Source organism: Streptomyces sp. NPDC026522 (assembly GCF_055567555.1).
Genome location: NZ_JBVHQF010000002.1, coordinates 617531 through 634274, shown reverse-complemented (window position 1 = coordinate 634274; position 16744 = coordinate 617531). Strand labels below are relative to the sequence as shown.

10 protein-coding genes are annotated in these 16744 nt (G+C 73.2%); 5 read left to right on the top strand and 5 right to left on the bottom strand.

Annotated features, from left to right (window positions below; all coding sequences use genetic code 11):
• Positions 1-148 precede the first annotated feature (148 nt).
• On the top strand, positions 149-922 hold the full coding sequence (locus ACZ4M3_RS07500) for a protein phosphatase 2C domain-containing protein (protein WP_467730654.1): 774 nt from the start codon (positions 149-151) through the stop codon (positions 920-922).
• Positions 923-947: 25 nt separating this feature from the next.
• On the opposite strand, the gene ACZ4M3_RS07495 is transcribed toward ACZ4M3_RS07500, so the two are convergent.
• From ACZ4M3_RS07495 to ACZ4M3_RS07480, 4 genes are all read right to left on the bottom strand, one after another.
• A complete protein-coding gene (locus tag ACZ4M3_RS07495; RefSeq protein ID WP_453356545.1) occupies positions 948-1388 on the bottom strand; it encodes a MarR family winged helix-turn-helix transcriptional regulator in 441 nt (146 codons plus the stop codon).
• A 242-nt stretch (positions 1389-1630) separates the two neighbouring features.
• Positions 1631-4030: an endopeptidase La gene (gene lon / locus ACZ4M3_RS07490; protein WP_467730653.1), complete on the bottom strand. Its 2400-nt coding sequence runs from the start codon at positions 4028-4030 to the stop codon at positions 1631-1633.
• A gap of 429 nt (positions 4031-4459) precedes the next feature.
• Positions 4460-5311, bottom strand: coding sequence for a sulfurtransferase (locus ACZ4M3_RS07485; protein ID WP_467730652.1), 852 nt, complete (start codon positions 5309-5311; stop codon positions 4460-4462).
• 57 nt (positions 5312-5368) lie between these two features.
• Complete coding sequence (locus tag ACZ4M3_RS07480; RefSeq protein ID WP_467730651.1) at positions 5369-6784, bottom strand: glycosyltransferase family 39 protein; 1416 nt, start codon at positions 6782-6784, stop codon at positions 5369-5371.
• Positions 6785-6826: 42 nt separating this feature from the next.
• Between ACZ4M3_RS07480 and ACZ4M3_RS07475 the strand changes: the two genes are divergently transcribed.
• The 4 genes from ACZ4M3_RS07475 to ACZ4M3_RS07460 all read left to right on the top strand — a co-directional run bounded on the left by ACZ4M3_RS07475 (position 6827) and on the right by ACZ4M3_RS07460 (position 13521).
• Positions 6827-7354, top strand: coding sequence for a hypothetical protein (locus ACZ4M3_RS07475; RefSeq protein WP_467730650.1), 528 nt, complete (start codon positions 6827-6829; stop codon positions 7352-7354).
• A gap of 149 nt (positions 7355-7503) precedes the next feature.
• Positions 7504-8244, top strand: a complete 741-nt coding sequence (locus tag ACZ4M3_RS07470) for a response regulator transcription factor (RefSeq protein ID WP_467730649.1) — start codon at positions 7504-7506, stop codon at positions 8242-8244.
• A 68-nt stretch (positions 8245-8312) separates the two neighbouring features.
• Positions 8313-9365, top strand: a complete 1053-nt coding sequence (locus ACZ4M3_RS07465; protein WP_467730833.1) for a HAMP domain-containing sensor histidine kinase — start codon at positions 8313-8315, stop codon at positions 9363-9365.
• 259 nt (positions 9366-9624) lie between these two features.
• Positions 9625-13521 carry a multifunctional oxoglutarate decarboxylase/oxoglutarate dehydrogenase thiamine pyrophosphate-binding subunit/dihydrolipoyllysine-residue succinyltransferase subunit gene (locus ACZ4M3_RS07460; RefSeq protein ID WP_467730648.1) on the top strand — a complete coding sequence of 1299 codons (3897 nt, stop codon included), beginning with the start codon at positions 9625-9627 and terminating at the stop codon, positions 13519-13521.
• Positions 13522-13724: 203 nt separating this feature from the next.
• On the opposite strand, the gene fxsT is transcribed toward ACZ4M3_RS07460, so the two are convergent.
• Positions 13725-16727 (bottom strand): FxSxx-COOH system tetratricopeptide repeat protein, encoded by a 3003-nt coding sequence (fxsT, locus tag ACZ4M3_RS07455; RefSeq protein ID WP_467730647.1) that lies wholly within the window; start codon positions 16725-16727, stop codon positions 13725-13727.
• Between the last annotated feature and the right edge of the window lie 17 nt (positions 16728-16744).

The window sequence follows — 16744 nt, the reverse complement described above, 5'->3', positions numbered from 1 at the left end:
TTGAAAGTTCGCGGCGCGCTTTGGCAAGATGCCCCGCCCTCGTGACCCCGGTGCCGCCTGCGGGGCCGTCCCACCCCTCCCGGTTTGGTACGGACCTGCTCTGGCGCGGGGTTGGGACCGCGGCAGCGGCGCGGGGCAGAATGTCCGCATGCGCATCGACTTGGCCTCGGTGGCCGGCAGCCCGGAACGCCCCAACGAGGACTGGGTGTCAGCTGCGATACCCGCGGTGGGCGGCGGAGTTGTGGTGGTTCTGGACGGAGTCACGCCGCCGCGCGGCGACGACGGGTGCGTGCACGGGGTGCCGTGGTTCGCGGCCCGGCTCGGCGGCCGGTTGACCGAACTGTCGGGCTCGCGGCAGGACATGCCGCTGGAGCGGATCCTCGCGGAGGCCATCGAGGCGACGGCCGGAGCGCACGGCGGCGACTGTGACCTTTCTCACGTGCGCACCCCGCAGGCGACGGTGGTGATGGCCCGCTGGGACGAGACCCACGTGGAGCACCTGGTGCTGTCGGACTCCGTCCTGCTCCTCCAGGCGCCCGGGGGCGAGGTCACGGCCGTCCTGGACGACCGGCTGGACCGGGTCCCGCGGGCGGCGCTGCGCTCGGCGGCCACGGCGGACGCGCTGCGCAACGCGGAGGGCGGCTTCTTCACGGCGGCCGCTGACCCGGCGGTGGCGGCCCGGGCGGTGACCGGGCGGACGCCGAGGACGCAGGTGCGGGCGGTGGCCGCGCTCACGGACGGGGCCAGCCGGTGGACCGACACGTTCCGGGAAGGCGACTGGGCGGCCTGCATGGCGGTGCTGCGGAAGGAGGGCGCCGAGGGCCTGATCGGCCGGGTCCGGGCGGTCGAGTCCGACCCGGCCCGCCCGTCGGCCCGCTACAAGCGCCACGACGACGCGTCGGCGGTGTACGCGGAACTCTGAGCGGCTGAACGGGCGGCGGGGCCCGCTATTCGGCGCCCTGGTTGAGCTGGTGCAGCAGCCGGGCCAGTTCGGCGACCTCGCCCCGGTCCCAGTCGGCCAGCTTCCGCATGTACTGCTCGCGCCGGGCGCCCCGGACCCGCAGGAACCGGGCCCGGCCCTCTTCGGTGAGCCCGACGAGGAAGGCCCGGCCGTCGGCGGGGTCCGGCTCCCGGGCGACCAGGCCGAGCAGTTCCAGGGCGCGCAGCTGGCGGCTCATGGTGGCCTTGCCGACGCCGAAGTAGCCGGCGAGCTCGGTGGCCCGCTGCCGCCCGGCGGCCTCCAGCCGGACGAGCAGCCCGTACGCGGCCGGCTCCAGCTCGGGGTGGAGAGCCCGGGCCATCTCCCCGGAGGAGGCGCGGGCGCGCCGGAGGAAGACGGACAGCTCCCGCTCCAGGGCAAGGAACTCCTGGTCTTCTCTCCCGTGCACGTCCGGCTCCCGTCGGTGGTGTTCTCACGCTGCGTACACCCATTATTTCGCAGCGCCCCCACACTTCCAGCCCCGCGGGGGTGTCGTCAGGCCCGCCGGCGCTTGCGGCGCAGCCCCGCCACCTCAACCCCGCCGCCTCCGGCCCCGCCGGCGCTTGAGGCGCAGGTCCGGGCGGAGCCCGGTGCCCGGCGCAGCCGGGTTCCTCGGCCCCGCCGGGCAGGACGCCCCCGTCGCCCCGAACCTCAGGCGGCAGCCGTCACGGCGGCCACCTCCGCCTCCGCGAGGGCCAGCTCCAGGACCTGCCGCACATCCGTCACCGGGTGCACCTCCAGCCCCTCCAGCACCTCCGCCGGCACATCGTCCAGGTCCGCTTCGTTCCGCTTCGGGATGATCACCGTGGTCAGCCCCGCCCGGTGCGCGGCGAGCAGCTTCTGCTTGACCCCGCCGATCGGCAGGACCCGCCCGGTCAGCGAGACTTCACCGGTCATGGCCACGTCCGTCCGCACCTGCCGCCCCGACAGCAGCGAGGCCAGCGCGGTCGTCATCGTGATGCCCGCACTCGGGCCGTCCTTCGGCACCGCTCCCGCCGGGAAGTGGATGTGCACGCCCCGGTCCTTGAGGTCGGCGACCGGCAGCTCCAGCTCCGCGCCGTGCGAGCGCAGGAAGCTGAGCGCGATCTGCGCCGACTCCTTCATCACGTCACCCAGCTGCCCGGTCAGCGTCAGCCCGGCCGCCCCGGTCTCCGGATCGGCCAGCGACGCCTCCACGAACAGCACGTCGCCGCCCGCTCCCGTCACGGCGAGGCCGGTGGCCACGCCCGGTACGGCGGTGCGCCGCTCGGCCGGGTCCTGCGCGGACTCCGGGACGTGGTGCGGCCGCCCGATGAGCGCCCGCAGGTCGTCGGCGCCGATGGTGAAGGGCAGGTCCCGCTCGTCCAGCTCGTGCTGCGAGGCGACCTTGCGCAGCAGCCGCGCCAGGGACCGCTCCAGGGTGCGCACGCCCGCTTCCCGGGTGTACTCCCCCGCCAGCTTGCGCAGCGCCCCCTCTTCCAGGACCACCTCGTCGGCCGCGAGGCCGGCCCGCTCCAGCTGGCGCGGCAGCAGGTGGTCGCGGGCGATGACGATCTTCTCGTCCTCGGTGTAGCCGTCGAGCCGGACGAGCTCCATCCGGTCGGCGAGCGCCTCGGGGATCGCTTCGAGCACGTTCGCCGTGGCCAGGAACACCACGTCGCTCAGGTCCAGCTCCACCTCCAGGTAGTGGTCCCGGAAGGTGTGGTTCTGCGCCGGGTCCAGCACCTCCAGCAGGGCGGCGGCCGGGTCCCCGCGGAAGTCGGAGCCGACCTTGTCGATCTCGTCCAGCAGCACGACCGGGTTCATGGACCCGGCCTCCTTGATGGCGCGCACGATCCGGCCGGGCAGCGCGCCGACGTACGTCCGCCGGTGGCCGCGGATCTCGGCCTCGTCCCGTACGCCGCCCAGCGCGACCCGGACGAACTTGCGGCCCATGGCGTGCGCGACCGATTCCCCGAGGGAGGTCTTTCCGACGCCGGGCGGTCCGACCAGGGCCAGTACGGCGCCGCCGCGGCGGCCGCCGATGACGCCCATGCCGCGCTCGGAGCGCCGCTTGCGCACGGCGAGGTACTCGGTGATCCGGTCCTTGACGTCGCTGAGCCCGGCGTGTTCGGCGTCGAGCACCGCGCGGGCGCCGCGGATGTCGTACTCGTCCTCGGTGCGCTCGTTCCAGGGCAGTTCCAGCACGGTGTCGAGCCAGGTGCGGATCCAGGAGCCCTCGGGCGACTGGTCGCTGGAGCGCTCCAGCTTCTCGACTTCCTTGAGCGCCGCCTCCCGTACCTTCTCGGGCAGGTCGGCGGCCTCGACGCGGGCCCGGTAGTCGTCGGACTCCTCGCCCTCCTTCTCGCCGTTCAGTTCGCGCAGTTCCTTGCGGACGGCCTCCAGCTGGCGGCGGAGCAGGAACTCGCGCTGCTGCTTGTCGACGCCGTCCTGGACGTCCTTGGCGATGGATTCGGCGACGTCCTGTTCGGCGAGGTGGTCGCTGAGCGCCTTGATGGCGAGCTTGAGCCGGGCGACGGGGTCGGCCGTCTCCAGCAGCTCGACCTTCTGGGCCACGGTCAGGAACGGCGAGTACCCGGAGTTGTCGGCGAGCGCCGAGACCCCTTCGATCTGCTGGACCCGGTCCACGACCTGCCAGGCCCCGCGCTTCTTGAGCCAGCTGGTGGCGAGGGCCTTGTACTCCTTGACGAGTTCGGCGACGGCCCCGGGCAGCGGGTCGGGCACCTGCTCGTCGACGGTTTCCCCCTCCACCCACAGCGCGGCCCCGGGGCCGGTGGTCCCGGCGCCGATGCGGACGCGGCCGCGGCCGCGGATCAGCGCCCCGGGGTCGCCGTCGGAGAGCCGTCCCACCTGCTCGACGGTCCCGAGCACCCCGGTCCCGGCGTACTTCCCGTCGACCCGCGGTACGAGCAGCACCCGCGGCTTCCCGCTGCCCGCGGCGGCCTGGGCGGCCTCCACGGCTCCGCGCACCTCGGCGTCGGACAGGTCCAGCGGTACCACCATTCCGGGCAGCACGACCTCGTCATCGAGCGGCAGCACGGGCAGGGTGAGCGTTACGGACGTCGAAGCCATGATCTTCCCTCCGGCAGTGAAGTTGAGCTATGCCGACTCAATGTCCCGGAGCCCGCCGATGTTCCCCAACCTGAGTTCGCCCGGGGCGAACACCGGCGGAGCGGCGGCCGGCCCGGCCGGTGTGCGACGGCCTCTCCCTCTTCGGGTTGCAGCGGGCGGTAGGCGGGCTCATCGCGCTCAGGCGCGGGCGGTGCGGCGCCGGCCTCGGTGCCGCAGCCGCGGTCGGAGCCTGCGCCGCGGTCGCAGGGCCACCCTGCGGGTGAGGGTTCCGGCGGGTCCGGCAGGGGTCTGCCGGCCGGGTGGTGGGCGACCTCCGTGTCGTACGAGCGCCGGAACGCCGACGCCTGGCAGCTGCGCGCCCTGCTGGCGCAGGACCCGGCCGACCGGCCGGAGTCGGCGCAGGTGGGGGCCAAGAAGCTGCGGGAGCCGTCAGTCGCCCGTCACCACCGGGCGGTCCGGGGAGGAGCCGGGCAGGCCCCATTCGCTCCACGAGCCGTCGTAGACGGCGGTCTGCCGGTAGCCGGCCAGCTCGGCGCCCAGTGCGAGGACGCAGGCCGTCACCCCGGAGCCGCAGCTGAAGTAGAGCCGCTCGCGGTCCCCGGCCACCGCCCGGAACGCCTCCCGCAGCTCTCCCGGCAGCCGCATCAGGCCGTCCGGGGTCTGGAGTTCCGTGAAGGGGAGGCCGGCCGCGCCCGGCATGTGGCCGCCGCGCAGCCCCGGCCGCGGCTCCGGGGCGGTGCCCGCGAACCGCTCCCGGGTGCGGGCGTCGAGCACCGCGGCGGCCGGATCCGCCAGGGCCGCGGCCACCGTGTCGGCGTCCACGAACAGCCCGGGGCGCGGCCGGGCGGTGAAGGAGCCGCGCGGGCTCCCGTACGCCGGGGCGGTGTCCTCCAGCGGCAGTCCGGCGGCGCTCCAGGCGGGCAGCCCGCCGTCCAGCACGGCGGCCCGGTCGAAGCCCATCGCGCGCAGCATCCACCAGGCCCGGGCGCTGGAGTAGATCCCGGCGCCGTCGTAGACGACCACGGTGTCCCGGTCGTCGAGCCCGAGGGCGCGCACCGCCTCCTGGAACGGCGCGGCGGCGGGCATGGTGTGCGGGAGGGGTGCGCCGTGGTCCGACAGCGCCCCGTCGAGGTCGAAGGGGCGGGCCCCCGGGATCCGCCTGCCCGCGCCGCGCAGTGCGCCGACGGAGGCGTCGAAGACCACCACGCCGGGCTCGGCGAGGCGGGCGGCGAGCTGCTCGGCCCCGATCAGGGGGCCGAAGGGGCGTTCGTGGTCGTTCATACGGGTCCTCCGGCAGGGTCGACCGGCCCATCCAACCACCGCGCCCGGGCGGCACCTTCAGCCGCAGTCGGCCGCCGCCCGGCCGTACACCGCGATCCGCGCGCCGCGTACGTCCGTCACCGAGCACAGCCGGAAGCCGGCTGCGAGCGCCTCCCGCTTCGCGGCCTCGGCCGGGTACGGGTCCAGCGGCTGCCCCGGCGGGTCGAGCAGCGCCAGCACCCGCGGTGTCCCGGCCAGCCGCGCCCGTATCTCCCCGGCGGGCAGCTCGGTCCCCCACAGGCTGTGCGAGGCCACCGGGGTCCGGGCCAGGGCGAGGTCGTACAGGGGTGCGTACGTCCCCGGTGAGGACAGCAGCCACTCGCGCCGCCGCGCCGGCATGAACAGCACGGCGTCCCCGGGCCGGGCCCGCTCGCGGACGGCGGCGGCCACCGCCAGGACGTCGTCCTTGCGGCTGTCGGGGGTCCGCAGCCACCCCGACCACCACGCCCACGGCGCCAGCAGCGCCCCGGCCAGTACCCACGGCCCCACCGCGCGCGCCCGCACCCCCTCGGCCCGCGCGAGCCGCAGTCCGATCAGCAGCGCGAGCCCGGCCAGCGCGTAGAGCACGTAGCGGTCGACGTACCAGGGGTGGACCAGGGATACGGCCAGCAGCAGCCCGGGCGGCAGCAGCGCGAGCGGTACGGCGACCCGCAGGGCGTGCGGCGCGTCGCGCAGGCCGCGGGCGAGCAGCAGCACCGCGAGCGCGAGCACCCCGTAGGCCGTCCAGTCCTGCCAGCCCGGCCGGCCGAGCCAGCCGAGCTGCTGCTGCGCCTGCCGGGCGCTGACGAAGGCCAGCGGGGCCAGTGCGGCGACGACGGCCGCGGCGCTCCACCGCCAGCCGCGCGAGCGCCAGGCGGCGCAGCCGTGCGCGAGCAGGGCCAGTACCGCGAACTCGTGCAGGCAGCAGCCGGCCAGCAGCACCGCGGCGTACGCCGCCCACCGCTCGGCCAGCATCAGGTACGTGGCCCAGACCACGGCGCAGGCGACGAGGGCGTACGAGCGCCCCTCCTGGGCGTACATCTGCACCGGCGGCAGCAGGGCGTAGGCGCTTCCGGCGAGCACCGCGGCCCGGGTCCCCGCGAGCCGGTGCGCCACCGCGGCCACTCCGGCGGCGGCCAGCGCGGTGGCGGCGACGGAGGGCAGGCGCAGCGCCCACAGGCCGCCGTCCCAGAGGGCGTAGACCCCGTGCAGCAGCAGGTAGTACAGGCCGTGGACGGCGTCGACCCGCCCGAGGAGCTCCGCGAGGGCGGCGAGCGGGCGGTGCGCCACCTGGACGGTGACGGATTCGTCGCGCCACATGCTGCCGCCGCCGGGACCGCGTTCCAGGCCCCAGAGGCCGAGGACGACGGCGAGGAGCGGCGGCAGCCCGCGCCACAGGGCTGTGCGGCTGATGTCGGCCTCCGGGTGCTTCCGTGCGAGTGGTGCGGACTCCATACTCGGGGTTCGGGTCGGCCCCCGTTCCAGCGGAGGTGGGTTGTGCGAGCGTTCCGGGCGATGGCGGCGGCGCTGCTGGGCGCGGTGGTCCTGAGCGGATGCGGCCTGGCCCGGCCTGACCACGCTCTGGTCACCTTCACCGCGGAGGCGACGCCCGGCGGGAGTCCGCCCGCGCCGCAGGACCCCCCGTCCCCCGCGCCCGAGCCGGGGGCGCCCTCCCCACCGCCCGCCGCCGCCGGGAGCCTGGTCACGGTCACCCGCAGCGGCGGCTTCGCCGGCCGGACGCACACCCTGGCCGTCGCGTCCGACGGCGCGTGGACCCGCCGGGGCGCGCGCGCCGAACCGGAGGGCGCGGGCCGGCTCTCGCCGGCCCAGCTCGGCAGGCTTCGCTCGGCGGTCGAGGCGGCGGACTTCGCGCACCTGCCCCGGCCCGCCAAGACCGGCGGAACGGTCTTCGACGGGTTCACGTACACCTTCGTGCGGGGCCCGCTCAAGGTGGTCACCAACGACGGTTCGGTGCCAGCGGAGTTGACGAAGCTGCTGGACGCGCTGCCGCCGTTCGAGGGCTAGCGGATCACGGCCGGGCCCGGCCGTGATCCGCCCGACTCCTCCTGAGCGGGTTCCGGACGCCCGCGGCGGTCCGTCCGAACCCCACATGGCCGCGGGCCGGTGCCTCCTCTACGCTGCACCCCATCACGCGGGATCTTCAGGGGCGGGACATGGAACAGACACACACCACCCACGGCGGCGCCGCGGCCACTCCAGGTGCCCAGCGGCGCGTGCTCGTGGTCGAGGACGACCGCACCATCGCCGACGCCATTTCGGCCCGGCTGCGCGCCGAGGGGTTCCAGGTGCAGACGGCGTACGACGGTCCGGCCGCGGTCGCCGCGGCCGAGAGCTGGCTGCCCGAGCTGCTGGTGCTGGACGTCATGCTGCCCGGCTTCGACGGGCTGGAGGTCTGCCGCCGCGTCCAGGCGCAGCGGCCGGTGCCGGTGCTGATGCTGACCGCCCGCGACGACGAGACGGACATGCTGGTCGGGCTCGGGGTCGGCGCCGACGACTACATGACGAAGCCGTTCTCGATGCGGGAGCTGGCCGCGCGGGTGCACGTCCTGCTGCGCCGGGTGGAGCGGGCCACTCAGGCGGCGACCGCCCCGCGCGGGGCCACGCTGCGGCTGGGGGACCTGGAGATCGACCACGCGCAGCGCCGGGTGCGGGTGCAGGCGGAGGACGTGCACCTGACGCCGACCGAGTTCGACCTGTTGGTGTGCCTGGCCGGGACGCCGCGCGCGGTGCTCTCGCGGGAGCAGCTGCTGGCCGAGGTGTGGGACTGGGCGGACGCGTCGGGGACCCGTACGGTCGACAGCCACATCAAGGCGCTGCGCCGGAAGATCGGCGCCGAGCGGATCCGTACGGTCCACGGCGTCGGGTACGCCCTGGAGACCCCGGCCCAGCCGTGAGCGGCGCCCGTCCCGGCCGGGGGCGCGGCGCGGGCCGTACCGGTGGCGCCGGTGAGCGGGCCGGGGGGCTGCGCCCGTTCTCGCCGTTCTCGATCAAGACGAAGCTGGGCTCGCTCGTCGTGGTGTCCGTGTTCATCACGACGGGGCTGCTGATGGTGGCCCTGCGCACGGATACGGAGCTGCGGTTCATCACCGTGTTCTCGGTGATCGCCTCGATGCTGATCACGCAGTTCGTGGCGCACAGCCTGACGGCGCCGCTGGACGACATGACGAGAGTGGCCGGGGCGATCTCCCGCGGCGACTACACGCGCCGGGTGCGCGGGGCGGGGCGCCGCGACGAGCTGGGCGACCTGGCCTCGACGATCAATGTGATGGCGGACGACCTGGAGGCGGTGGACCGGCACCGCAAGGAGCTCGTCGCCAACGTCTCGCACGAGCTGCGCACGCCGATCGCGGCGCTGCGCGCGGTGCTGGAGAACGTGGTGGACGGGGTCTCGCAGGCCGATCCGGAAACCATGCGGACCGCGCTCAAGCAGACCGAGCGGCTGGGCCGGCTCGTGGAGACCCTGCTGGACCTGTCCCGGCTGGACAACGGTGTGGTGCCGCTGCGGGCACGCCGCTTCGAGGTGTGGCCGTACCTGTCGGGGGTGCTCAAGGAGTCGGGGCTGGCGGCGGCGGGGCGGCCGGGGCTGGCCACCGGGTCGGGCGGCCACACCCGCAACGACGTCCACCTCCACCTGGACGTGCACCCGTCCGGCCTGACGGCGTACGCGGACGCGGAGCGGCTGCACCAGGTGGTGGCGAACCTGATCGACAACGCGGTCAAGCACAGCCCGCCGCACGGCCGGGTCACGGTCCGCGCCCGGGCCGGTGACACCCCCGGCAGCCTGGTGGTCGAGGTCCGGGACGAAGGCCCTGGAATCCCGGAAGAGGAACGCCACAGGGTCTTCGAGCGCTTCAACCGGGGCAGCGCGGGCGGTGGTGACGGCGGTACCGGGCTGGGCCTGGCGATCGCCCGCTGGGCCGTGGGCCTGCACGGAGGGGACATCCGCGTGGCCGAATCGTCACGGGGCTGCCGCATCCTCGTCACGCTTCCGGGAAGCTCGCGGGCGCCGCGTTGACGTAGGGTTCGAGTGGGAAAGGAAATGATCTCGGCCACACCCGGCAGGGGTCGTAAGGGGTGCGTAGCCAAGGGGGCCGCAACCTGGGTGCCCCCTACCCGAACCACGCTTGTTTCCCGCCATTCCCGGCGGTGAAACCCGCCGTTCGATGTGACCTGCGCGACGTAAGTCCCGCCCGGCCTGCATCACCCCCTCCGGGAGGCGTAGCCTTTATTCCCGCTGTCCATACCTTGTGAAGCGGAAGAGGGCGGTTGCCGCCGTGTCGCCACAGTCCCCCAGTAACCCGAGCACCACGACCGAAGCAGCAGAGGGCGGGAAGACCCCTGCCTCAGGCTTCGGTGCCAACGAGTGGCTCGTCGACGAGATCTACCAGCAGTACCTCCAGGACCCCAATTCGGTCGACCGGGCCTGGTGGGACTTCTTCGCCGACTACAAGCCGGGGGGCGCTGCCGCTCCCGTGAAGGCGGATGGTCCCGAGAAGTCCACGACGACGGACGGCGCCTCCGCACAGGCCGCCGCCACCGTCACCGCCGAGGTTCCGCGGGCCAGCGTCGCAGCCGCCACGGGGGCGGCGAGCGCCGCACCTCCCGTGGCGGACACCGGCTCCAACGGAGCCTCTGCCGCCGCCGCGCCCGTGTCAGCTCCTGCCCCTGCTCCTGCCACCCCCTCTGGTGCCCCTGCTGTGACTGTCACCTCCCAGGCCCCGGCCGCCGCACCGGCCGCGCCCGCCCCTCAGGCCGCTCCGGTTGCCCCGCAGAAGTCCGCGCCCACCGCCGAGGCCCCCGCCGGGCCCGAGCTGGTGACGCTCCGCGGTCCGGCCGCCGCCGTAGCCAAGAACATGAACGCCTCGCTGGACGTCCCGACGGCCACGTCCGTCCGCGCCGTCCCGGTGAAGCTGCTGTTCGACAACCGCATCGTCATCAACAACCACCTCAAGCGCGCCCGGGGCGGGAAGATCTCCTTCACGCACCTGATCGGCTACGCGATGGTGCAGGCCATCAAGGCCATGCCGTCGATGAACTACTCCTTCGCGGAGAAGGACGGCAAGCCGACCCTGGTCAAGCCGGAGCACGTGAACTTCGGCCTGGCGATCGACCTGGTGAAGGCCAACGGTGACCGGCAGCTCGTCGTCGCGGGCATCAAGAAGGCCGAGACCCTCAACTTCTTCGAGTTCTGGCAGGCGTACGAGGACATCGTCCGCCGCGCCCGCGTCGGCAAGCTGACGATGGACGACTTCACGGGCGTCACCGTCTCGCTGACCAACCCCGGCGGCCTGGGCACCGTCCACTCCGTGCCGCGTCTGATGCCCGGTCAGTCGGTCATCATGGGCGTCGGCTCGATGGACTACCCCGCCGAGTTCCAGGGCACCTCGCAGGACACCCTGAACAAGCTGGGCATCTCCAAGGTCATGACCCTGACCTCGACCTACGACCACCGGGTCATCCAGGGCGCGGCCTCCGGCGAGTTCCTGCGCATCGTCGCGAACCTGCTGCTCGGCGAGAACGGCTTCTACGACGACGTCTTCGAGGCGCTGCGCATCCCGTACGAGCCGGTCCGCTGGCTCCGGGACATCGACGCCTCCCACGACGACGACGTCACCAAGGCCGCGCGCGTCTTCGAGCTGATCCACTCCTACCGGGTCCGCGGCCACGTCATGGCCGACACCGACCCGCTGGAGTACAAGCAGCGCAAGCACCCCGACCTCGACATCACCGAGCACGGCCTCACCCTGTGGGACCTGGAGCGCGAGTTCGCGGTCGGCGGCTTCTCCGGCAAGTCGATGATGAAGCTGCGCGACATCCTCGGTGTGCTGCGCGACTCGTACTGCCGCACCACCGGCGTCGAGTTCATGCACATCCAGGACCCCAAGCAGCGCAAGTGGATCCAGGACCGCATCGAGCGCCCGCACTCCAAGCCGGAGCGCGAGGAGCAGCTGCGCATCCTGCGCCGGCTGAACGCGGCGGAGGCCTTCGAGACGTTCCTGCAGACGAAGTACGTCGGCCAGAAGCGGTTCTCCCTGGAGGGCGGCGAGTCCGTCATCCCGCTGCTGGACGCCGTCATCGACTCGGCCGCCGAGGCCCGCCTCGAAGAGGTCGTCATCGGCATGGCCCACCGCGGCCGCCTGAACGTCCTCGCGAACATCGTCGGCAAGTCCTACGCGCAGATCTTCCGCGAGTTCGAGGGCAACCTCGACCCGAAGTCGATGCACGGCTCCGGCGACGTCAAGTACCACCTGGGCGCCGAGGGCACCTTCACGGGCCTGGACGGGGAGCAGATCAAGGTCTCGCTCGTCGCGAACCCCTCGCACCTGGAGGCGGTCGACCCGGTCCTGGAGGGCGTCGCCCGCGCCAAGCAGGACGTCATCAACAAGGGCGGCACGGACTTCACGGTCCTGCCCCTGGCGCTGCACGGCGACGCGGCCTTCGCCGGCCAGGGCGTCGTCGCCGAGACGCTGAACATGTCGCAGCTGCGCGGCTACCGCACCGGCGGTACCGTCCACGTGGTCATCAACAACCAGGTCGGCTTCACCGCCGCCCCGGAGTCCTCGCGTTCGTCCATGTACGCGACCGACGTGGCCCGCATGATCGAGGCGCCGATCTTCCACGTGAACGGCGACGACCCGGAGGCCGTGGTCCGCGTCGCGCGGCTCGCCTTCGAGTTCCGCCAGGCGTTCAACAAGGACGTGGTCATCGACCTCATCTGCTACCGGCGCCGCGGCCACAACGAGTCCGACAACCCGGCGTTCACGCAGCCGCTGATGTACGACCTGATCGACAAGAAGCGCTCGGTGCGCAAGCTGTACACCGAGTCCCTCATCGGTCGCGGCGACATCACGCTGGAAGAGGCCGAGCAGGCGCTCCAGGACTTCCAGGGCCAGCTGGAGAAGGTCTTCGCGGAGGTCCGCGAGGCCGCCACGCAGCCCGCGATCGGCACCCCGGCCCCGGCCGAGCAGGCGCAGTTCCCGGTGCCCGTGAACACCGCGGTCTCCCAGGAGGTCGTCAAGCGGATCGCCGAGGCTCAGGTCAACATCCCGGAGAACGTCACCGTCCACCCGCGTCTGCTGCCGCAGCTCCAGCGCCGCGCTGCGATGATCGACGAGGGCACCATCGACTGGGGCATGGGCGAGACCCTCGCCTTCGGTTCCCTGCTGATGGAGGGCACCCCGGTCCGGCTGTCGGGCCAGGACTCCCGCCGCGGCACGTTCGGCCAGCGGCACGCGGTCCTCATCGACCGGGAGACGGGCGAGGACTACACCCCGCTGCAGTACCTGTCCGACGACCAGGCCCGCTACAACGTCTACGACTCGCTGCTCTCCGAGTACGCGGCCATGGGCTTCGAGTACGGCTACTCGCTGGCCCGTCCGGACGCGCTCGTCCTCTGGGAGGCCCAGTTCGGTGACTTCGTCAACGGCGCGCAGACCGTCGTGGACGAGTTCATCTCCTCGGCCGAGCAGAAGTGGGGCCAGACCTCCGGCGTCACGCTGCTCCTGCCGCACGGCTACGAGGGCCAGGGCCCGGACCACTCGTCCGCACGTCCCGAGCGCTTCCTGCAGATGTGCGCGCAGGACAACATGACGGTTGCGATGCCGACCCTGCCGTCGAACTACTTCCACCTGCTGCGCTGGCAGGTCCACAACCCGCACCACAAGCCGCTGATCGTCTTCACGCCGAAGTCGATGCTGCGTCTGAAGGCGGCGGCGTCGAAGGCGGAGGAGTTCACGACGGGTTCGTTCCGTCCGGTCATCGGCGACAGCACGGTGGACCCGAACGCGGTCCGCAAGGTCGTCTTCTGCGCGGGCAAGGTCTACTACGACCTGGAGGCCGAGCGGGAGAAGCGCGGCATCACGGACACGGCGATCATCCGCATCGAGCGGCTGTACCCGCTGCCGGGTGCGGAGCTCCAGGCGGAGATCGCGAAGTTCCCGAACGCGGCGAAGTACATCTGGGCGCAGGAGGAGCCGGCGAACCAGGGTGCGTGGCCGTTCATCGCGCTGAACCTGATCGACCACCTCGACCTGGCGGTCGGCGCGGACATCCCGGCGGGCGAGCGCCTGCGGCGCATCTCGCGGCCGCACGGGTCGTCGCCGGCGGTGGGCTCGGCGAAGCGCCACCAGGCGGAGCAGCAGCTCCTCCTGAACGAGGTCTTCGAGGCCTAACCGCCCCGCCGACCCGCACCACCCGGAAGGCCCGGCCCCCGATCGGGGGCCGGGCCTTCCGGCCACCTCGGGCTACTTCCGGCGACGCCGGCCAAATCCAACCTCGCCGGCGTCCGAGGCGCGGCCAAATCCAACCTCGCCGGCGTCCGAGGCGCGGGGTCTGGGGCGGAGCCCCAGGAAACCCGGCTCCGCCGGGCACCGGGCTACGGTTGGGGTTCGAAGTCCCAGTACGGGCGGGTCTGTTGGCGGGCCGAGACCGTGTGGACGTGTTGCGGGCCCAGGGTGCGCGTCAGCGCCTTGAGGCCCGCGTCTTCGTGCTTCGCCGCCTCCGCGTCCTCCCGCACCGCCCTCAGGTCCGCGGCCAGCGCGATCTGCGCGCTCAGCGTCATCGGGTGGTCCGGCCCCAGCACCTGCTCCGCCCCCCGCAGCGTCTCCCGGCTCAGTTCCACCGCGTCCTCCAGCCGTCCGGTGATGTTCCGGTGTCCGGTGGCGTTCAGCGCGCAGCCCAGCGTCCACGGGTGCCGGTCGCCCAGCGCCCCCCGCATCCCCACCAGCGCCTGCTCCGCCAGGCTCAGCGCCTCCACCCGCTCGCCCTGCGCCCGCAGCACCAGCCCGAGGTTGCCCACCGTGCCGATGCTGTACGGGTGGGCCAGGCCCAGCTGCGACTGGTAGCCGCGTACGACGTCCTCCGAGATGCGTCGGGCCTCGTCCACGTCGCCGTACTCGCGCAGGTAGGTCGCGTAGTCGGAGGCGACCATCAGCGTCCAGGGGAATTCCGCCCCGAACACCCGCGTCGAGCGCTCCAGTACGCTGCGCAGCCGGGCCCCCGCACCGGGGATGTCCCCGGAGCGGCGCAGGCACAGGCCCAGGTTGTGTTCGGCGCGCAGGGTCTGCGGGTGGTTGGCGCCGAGGACCTGGGCGTTGATCTTGAGGCCTTGTTCCTGGCGGGCCAGCGCCTCCCGGTAGCGGCCCATCAGACGCAGGCCCATCGCGCAGCCGATCCCGGAGGACAGCGTGGCGATGTGCCGTACCCGCAGCACCCGTTCGCGGCGCCGCAGGGTGTCGAGGTCGGTGTCGTAGGCCTCCTGGTAGCGCCCGAGCAGGCGCAGCGCGACGGCCACGTTGTTCTGCGCGTTGAGGGTGGTGGAGTCGTCCTCCCCGAGCAGCTCGCGGTAGCTGGTGAAGGCGTGTTCGAGCAGTTCGCGGGCCTGCTCGAACTTGGCGGTGCTGAGCAGTACTCCCGCGTACGAGCTGGTGGCGCGCAGGGATTCGAGGTCGCGCGGACCGCGTTCGGCCACCAGCCGCTCCGCCCGCGCCCTGGCGAGGGTCTCCGCCTGGCGGAAGTGCCCGAGCATCCGCAGGGCGCCGCCGTGGTGGTAGCTGAGCTCGCGGACCTGGTCGTGGTCCTCGCCGAGCATGGCCCGCCAGATGCCGTCGGTCTCCTCGGCCAGCCGCAGGCAGGTGCGGTACTCCCCGGCCAGCATCAGGTAGCGCAGGCAGTGCAGCAGGAAGTTCTGGATGCGCGGGTTGGAGCTGCGCAGCACCCCGGCGGGTTCCAGGTGCGGGATGAGTTCGGCGTAGCGGGGCCAGAGCCGGGAGTCGGAGGGCCGGCCGGGGTCGGCGGCGGCGAGGACCTGGCGGACGACGCGGGACAGCTCCTCGGACTCGTCGTCGCCGAGGTTGCCGCGGACGATGTTGTGGACCATGCGGTGCAGCTGCACGGTCTCCAGGCCGCCGCCCTCCTCGACCGCCAGGTCGGAGTACTCCAGCCGGACGACGGAGAACTGGACGAGTTTGTTGAGGGCGGCGTTCCAGCGGATCTGGTCGTTGATCAGCCCGGCCAGCTGCTCGGGCACGTCGTCCGCGGGGAACTCGCTCAGCAGCCGCAGCGGGACCCGGCCGGGGGCGAAGAAGACGAACAGCCGCAGCAGCGCGAGGGCGTCGGGGAAGTTCTCCCGTACGTTGTTGAGGAGTATCGCGAGCGCGGTGGGGAAAGGCAGCGGATAGTCGTCGGAGAGGGTGACGGCCTCGTGCGAGTCGAGCCGGCTCTGCAGCAGGTGCAGGTACTCGCCGACGCCGATCGGGGAGTCGGCGAGCCAGCCGGCGGTCTGGTCGAGGGCGAGCGGGTAGTCCTCCAGTGCCTCGGCGAGCTGGTCGGCCTCGGCCCCGGTCAGCCGCTGGGCGCGGCGGCGGATGAAGGTCACGGACTCGGGGCGCGCGTACAGCGGGACTTCGACGAGGCTGGTGTGGCGGGCGGCCCACTCCCGGTTGCGGGAGGTGATGATCACGTCGCCGGCGCCGGCGGGCAGCAGGTCGGTGAGGTCGTCGGGGTTGTCGCAGCCGTCGAACACCAGCAGCCAGCGGTAGTACGGGTTCCCGCGCCGCAGCGCTTCGAGCACGGCCCGGATCTGCTCGCCGTAGCTCCCTGCGCCGCGCGGCAGGCCGAGCGCGGGGGCCAGGTCAGCGAGCCGCTCGCGCAGGGTGGGCCGGTCCTCGGCCGGGACCCACCACACCACGTCGTACTCGGAGGCGAAACGGTAGGCGTACTCGGTGGCGACCTGCGTCTTGCCCACCCCGGACAGGCCGAGCAGCGTCACGGTGGACGCGCCGGGCGGTGCCTCGGTGAGGGCGGCGCGCAGCCGGCCGATGACGTCGTTGCGGCCGGTGAAGCGCGGGTTGCGGCGCGGTACCCGGCCCCAGATCTCGGGCGGGTCGTTGGGGAAGCGGGGCCCGCGGCGGCCGCTCTCGATGCCGATGCGGTCGGTGGGCAGCTCCAGCCGGCGCAGCACCCGGTACTCGGCCTCGTAGGCGTCCAGCCCCCACAGGTCGGTCTTCTCCAGGGCGGCGACGGCGCTCGGCAGCGGGGCGTCGGTGAGGCAGACGGCGGCGAACCGGTCGGGGTGGTGTTCGGTGACGGTGCGCAGGGCCGCGTTCCACTCCTCCTCGGTGTGGGTGCCGGCGGAGAAGTAGCGCTCGCTGAGGACGACGAGGACCTTCCCGCCGGCCCGGGCCAGGTCGTCGAGGGCTTCGGTGATGCCGGGGCTGGTCTGCGGGTCCCAGCGCTGGAGGGCGACCCGGTGGCCGTGCTCCTCCAGGCGGTGCGCGATCCACACGGCCCAGGGCCGGTTGAACCCCGCGAAGCTGATGACGAAGCGCTGCGGCGGCTGCGCCGCTCCGTCACGGTCCTGCCGAATACCGGTGGTCATGCGGCCGTCTCCCTGGA

Coding starts and splice junctions, on each gene's coding strand:
- ACZ4M3_RS07500 (WP_467730654.1), top strand. CDS start 149: ATGCGCATCGACTTGGCCTCGGTGGCCGGCAGCCCGGAACGCCCCAAC.
- lon (WP_467730653.1), bottom strand. CDS start 4,030: ATGGCTTCGACGTCCGTAACGCTCACCCTGCCCGTGCTGCCGCTCGAT.
- ACZ4M3_RS07485 (WP_467730652.1), bottom strand. CDS start 5,311: ATGAACGACCACGAACGCCCCTTCGGCCCCCTGATCGGGGCCGAGCAG.
- ACZ4M3_RS07480 (WP_467730651.1), bottom strand. CDS start 6,784: ATGGAGTCCGCACCACTCGCACGGAAGCACCCGGAGGCCGACATCAGC.
- ACZ4M3_RS07470 (WP_467730649.1), top strand. CDS start 7,504: ATGGAACAGACACACACCACCCACGGCGGCGCCGCGGCCACTCCAGGT.
- fxsT (WP_467730647.1), bottom strand. CDS start 16,727: ATGACCACCGGTATTCGGCAGGACCGTGACGGAGCGGCGCAGCCGCCG.